Origin of the sequence: Mesorhizobium shonense (assembly GCF_040545255.1) — a bacterium.
Classification (GTDB): Bacteria; Pseudomonadota; Alphaproteobacteria; order Rhizobiales; family Rhizobiaceae; genus Mesorhizobium; species Mesorhizobium shonense.
In genome coordinates this window covers 1-3,622 of record NZ_JBEPLM010000045.1, presented here as the reverse complement: position 1 = coordinate 3,622, position 3,622 = coordinate 1, and the positions used below count along the sequence as shown (strand labels likewise).

Annotated in this window: 6 protein-coding genes; 3 read left to right on the top strand and 3 right to left on the bottom strand. The window is 61.3% G+C overall.

The genetic code is table 11. From position 1 onward, the window contains the following. Positions 1–398: 398 nt before the first annotated feature. The 3 genes from ABID26_RS36915 to ABID26_RS36905 form a co-directional block, all read right to left on the bottom strand. The gene (locus ABID26_RS36915; RefSeq protein ID WP_126097419.1) at positions 399–863 is read right to left on the bottom strand and encodes an SRPBCC family protein; all 465 of its coding nucleotides are present in this window, start codon (positions 861–863) and stop codon (positions 399–401) included. A 92-nt stretch (positions 864–955) separates the two neighbouring features. After that, positions 956–1,345: a VOC family protein gene (locus ABID26_RS36910; RefSeq protein ID WP_292304966.1), complete on the bottom strand. Its 390-nt coding sequence runs from the start codon at positions 1,343–1,345 to the stop codon at positions 956–958. A 29-nt stretch (positions 1,346–1,374) separates the two neighbouring features. After that, entirely contained in the window at positions 1,375–1,857 is a 483-nt protein-coding gene (locus ABID26_RS36905) for an SRPBCC domain-containing protein (RefSeq protein WP_126097420.1), read from the bottom strand. A gap of 51 nt (positions 1,858–1,908) precedes the next feature. On the opposite strand from ABID26_RS36905, the gene ABID26_RS36900 reads away from it, so the two are divergent. The 3 genes from ABID26_RS36900 to ABID26_RS36890 all read left to right on the top strand — a co-directional run bounded on the left by ABID26_RS36900 (position 1,909) and on the right by ABID26_RS36890 (position 3,527). Next, entirely contained in the window at positions 1,909–2,232 is a 324-nt protein-coding gene (locus ABID26_RS36900) for an ArsR/SmtB family transcription factor (RefSeq protein WP_126097421.1), read from the top strand. A 218-nt stretch (positions 2,233–2,450) separates the two neighbouring features. After that, entirely contained in the window at positions 2,451–3,200 is a 750-nt protein-coding gene (locus ABID26_RS36895) for a YebC/PmpR family DNA-binding transcriptional regulator (RefSeq protein ID WP_126097422.1), read from the top strand. Positions 3,201–3,218: 18 nt separating this feature from the next. Beyond that, positions 3,219–3,527, top strand: coding sequence for an Rdx family protein (locus ABID26_RS36890; RefSeq protein ID WP_126097423.1), 309 nt, complete (start codon positions 3,219–3,221; stop codon positions 3,525–3,527). Positions 3,528–3,622 lie beyond the last annotated feature (95 nt).

The following is a 3,622-nucleotide window of genomic DNA, read 5'->3' as shown; positions in this document are numbered from 1 at the left end:
TTGCTATCATCGCCGTAGCAAGGAAGCTCCTGGTCGTCCTCAACGCCATCATCCGCGACAAAACCGCATTCGCATGAACACAGTTGCCATGCCGTTACCTTAGCCAAGGAGCGCAACGGAGCAAAATTCTGCACCGTGGCGGCGCTTCCAAGTCACGGCATGGATTCTATGGTCTGCGCCGCGTCGCTTCGCTTGCTCCGCCATAGAATGACGAAGCGAAAGGCATTTCGGCCAATCGCCACAGCATCTGCCAACGCAAACATTGTCCGACCTTATGACCTAAAGCGCGTCGCGCTGAAACGGATTCAGACGACGCGCTTTAAGTCTTTGTTTTGATGCATGTCGTTCTCCCAAAACCGCTGCGCACTTTTGGGCGACATGCATTAGTCGCTTACGGCTTAGGCTGAGATGCCCTTCGGATGCCGGTCGCCGATCAGGCCGAGCGTCAGGCCCTGTTCCAGCCACGCCTTGGCGCCGGCGAGCACCAGCGAGAAACCGCCGGTCGAGCCGATCGCCTGGCTGACTTGTTCGTCGCCGCTGCCGACAAAGCCGAAATTGCGGACTTCGAGGAAGGTCGCGTCGCCGGGCATTTCGCTGAAAGTCCAGACGACGGTGGTCGGCGGCTCGCTCCACCGCATGACGATCTTTTCGTTGGGAACGATCTCGCTGACCTCGACTCTTGTGGAGACGCCATACATGCGCCATTCCCACTCGACCGGCTTGCCACCGTCCAGCCTGCCGCTCGAATGCGTGAACCAGAATTTCGTGGTGACCGCCGGATCGACGATGGCCTCGAAAACCTCGGCAACCGGCCGGCGGATCAGCATGGCCGTTTCGGCGGTGGGAGCTTCTTTGAGTTCCATGACTTCCTCCTAAATTGCCGACTTGCCGTAAGTTTGCGATTGCGCGATTCCGGACGGAAAACCGCTGCGCGCTTTTCCTGGAATCGCATTGTTCATGGCAGGTTGATCTGCCAGGAGACGCCGAACCGATCGTTGAGCCAGGCGAAACGGCGGCTGAAGCCGTAATTGCCGGTCGGCATCAGGAACGCGCCGTCCTTGGCCAGCGCCTCGACGATGCGCTCCAGCTCCTCCTCGGAGGAACAGTCGACGAAGAGCGAGACCGACGGCGTGAAGGTGAAGGCGTGATGCACCGGACTGTCGAAGATCATTACCTCTGTGCCGCCGATCGAGGCGCGGGCCAGCTTGACTGTCCCTTCGGGCCCGTCTTCGCCCGCACTGTAGCGCGTCACGTCGACGACGCGGCTCTCCGGGATGGTCTCGCAATAGAAGGTCATCGCCTCTTCCGCCCGGCCTTCGAACATCAGGAACGGCGTTACTTTCACGAGCGGCCTCCTTTGCTCTGATGTTGGGCTCAGATATTGGTCTCGTTCGCCGGCTCGCCCCGCAGCTCGCTGCGATAATAGCCGTCGCGCAGGTTGATGCCGTATTCAAGATAGGCCTTCATGCAGGCCAGCATCTGCGACCAGCCCTCGCAATTGAGGTAGGATTTCTTCAGTCCGGCCTCGCCTTCGCGCCAGCCCTCCTCGGCGATGGTGACGAAGGTGCCGCCGTCATCCAATGGCTCGAAATTCATCTCGATGCGGGTCTTGTAGGCCGGCTTGCCCTCGGCGTCGGTCGCGTCCCAGCGCAGCACGATGCGCTTGTCCTTCGTCACCTCGTCGACCTCGACCGGCACGGTCTTCCACCAGGTGACGGTTGTGCCGGCGACCAGTGGGGCGGAGGCGCCGCCGATGGTGGTGAAATAGCCGCTGAGCTTCGTCGGATTGACCACCGCGTCGAAGACATCGGTGACCGGTTTGCCGATGCGTCCGGAAATTCTGAATCCAAGAGACATATCCACAGCTCCTTCCTTGATCGTCTAAACGATATGTTATAGAAATATAACATGTCAAGTCAAACCACGGACGACCATGTTTTCAAGGCCTTGGCGCATCCGCGCCGGCGCGAGCTGCTGGACCGGCTGAAAGATCAGCCGCAGACTACGGGCGCGCTCTGCGAGGCTTTCCCCGACATGGACCGCTGCACGGTGATGATGCACCTCAAGGTGCTCGAAGAGGCCGATCTGGTCGTGGCGCGGCGCGAGGGGCGCGAACGCTGGAACCATCTCAACGCTTTGCCGATAAGGCAGATCCACGACCGCTGGATCAGCCAGTATGCCGGCCACGCGATCAGTATCCTCGACCGGCTCAAGTCGGATCTGGAGGGCTGACGCACTCCGCCGGGATGGCCAGCTCGGCGTCGCGACCGGTGAAACGGCGCGGCTGGACGAATTGAGCCGATTTATCTATAAGCCGGCCATTCCGACAGAGACGCCGCATGCCTTCGCGGGCATGCTTGCAGCGTTCTGAAATTTGAATTCGAGCATTTGCCGATGCCGGGTGATCGCTCCTGGCCGAAAATGCTCTAGCCGAACACGACAGGGGTGCCATGGCTGGCCATTCACAGTTCAAGAACATCATGCACCGCAAGGGCCGCCAGGACGCGGTGCGGTCGAAAATGTTTTCCAAGCTGGCGCGCGAAATCACCGTCGCCGCCAAGACCGGCACGCCGGACCCGGCGATGAACCCGCGGCTGCGCCTTGCCGTGCAGAACGCCAAGGCGGTGTCGATGCCGAAGGACAACATCCAGCGCGCCATCAACAAGGCTTCTGCCGGCGACGGGGAAAACTACGAGGCCGTGCGCTACGAGGGCTACGGTCCAGGTGGCGTGGCGCTGATCGTCGAGGCGTTGACCGACAACCGCAACCGCTCCGCGTCCAATGTGCGCGCCGCCTTCACCAAGGCCGGCGGGGCGCTCGGCGAAACCGGCTCGGTGTCCTTCATGTGGGACCGCATCGGCGAGATCTACTATCCGGCCGCTGCCGGCAGCGCCGACAAGGTCATGGAAGCGGCGATCGAGGCCGGCGCCGACGACGTCGAGTCGGACGAGGAAGGCCACACCATCTATTGCAGCTTCGAAAATCTCGGCGAAGTGTCGAAGTTGTTGGAAGCTGCGCTCGGCGAGGCGGAATCGGTGAAGCCGATCTGGCGGCCGCAGAACAACGTCCCGGTTGACGAAGAGCGGGCGCAATCGCTGATGAAGCTGGTCGCCACCCTCGAGGACGATGACGACGTGCAAAGCGTCTACGCCAATTTCGAGGTCGACGACGAGACGATGGCCAAGCTCAGCGCTGCCTGATCGGCCGCGGGATCCGACATGAGCGAGAAACCGCTTCCGGCCATCCGCATCACCTACTGCACGCAATGCCTGTGGCTCCTGCGTGCCGGCTGGATGGCGCAGGAATTGCTCTCGACCTTCGGCACCGATCTCGGCGAAGTGACGCTGGTGCCGGGCACTGGCGGCATCTTCACCATTTCCTGCAACGATCAGCTTATCTGGGAGCGCAAGCGCGACGGCGGCTTTCCGGATGCGGCAAAGCTCAAGCAGCTGGTCCGCGACGTCATCGACCCGGAGCGCGATCTGGGGCATGCGGACCGCAAGACGCACAAGAAAGACCCCGCCTGAGTGAACTGACCCCCGAAAGTTGGACACAACCTTCGGGGGTTTTGCATGTCCAAACACAGTGCGCGTTTCAAGCGCTCGGTTGTCGATAGCTATTT

What these genes read in the sequence shown, in the direction of transcription:
- ABID26_RS36915 (WP_126097419.1), bottom strand. Translation starts at nt 863, where the DNA reads ATGGAACTCAAAGAAGCTCCCACCGCCGAAACGGCCATGCTGATCCGC.
- ABID26_RS36905 (WP_126097420.1), bottom strand. Translation starts at nt 1,857, where the DNA reads ATGTCTCTTGGATTCAGAATTTCCGGACGCATCGGCAAACCGGTCACC.
- ABID26_RS36900 (WP_126097421.1), top strand. Translation starts at nt 1,909, where the DNA reads ATGTCAAGTCAAACCACGGACGACCATGTTTTCAAGGCCTTGGCGCAT.
- ABID26_RS36895 (WP_126097422.1), top strand. Translation starts at nt 2,451, where the DNA reads ATGGCTGGCCATTCACAGTTCAAGAACATCATGCACCGCAAGGGCCGC.
- ABID26_RS36890 (WP_126097423.1), top strand. Translation starts at nt 3,219, where the DNA reads ATGAGCGAGAAACCGCTTCCGGCCATCCGCATCACCTACTGCACGCAA.